The organism is Flavobacterium sp. LMO6 (assembly GCF_009495795.1).
GTDB lineage: Bacteria > Bacteroidota > Bacteroidia > Flavobacteriales > Flavobacteriaceae > Flavobacterium.
The window spans coordinates 1-204 of record NZ_WIBH01000136.1; the positions used below are offsets into that span (position 1 = coordinate 1).

A 204-nucleotide genomic window follows, 5' to 3' on the forward strand; every position below is an offset into this window, starting at 1 on the left:
TTCCTGCGGTTAAGCCAGTAACAGATGTTGTTCCATCACCTGTTGGGTTACCTGGAGTCCAGTTATAAGAATATCCACCTGCACCACCTGTTGGTGTATTAATTGCAGCTGCACCATTAGATCCGCCGAAACAACTTACGTTTGTTTGTGATAACGGAGTTGCAACAATTGCACTAGGTTGCGTTATTGTAAAAGTTCGTGTTG

At 43.6% G+C, this 204-nt stretch carries 1 protein-coding gene; it reads right to left on the reverse strand.

The window, feature by feature from the left end:
* The coding region (locus GFJ99_RS14035) for a hypothetical protein (protein WP_153209568.1) at positions 1 to 204 on the reverse strand (204 nt) is incomplete at both ends.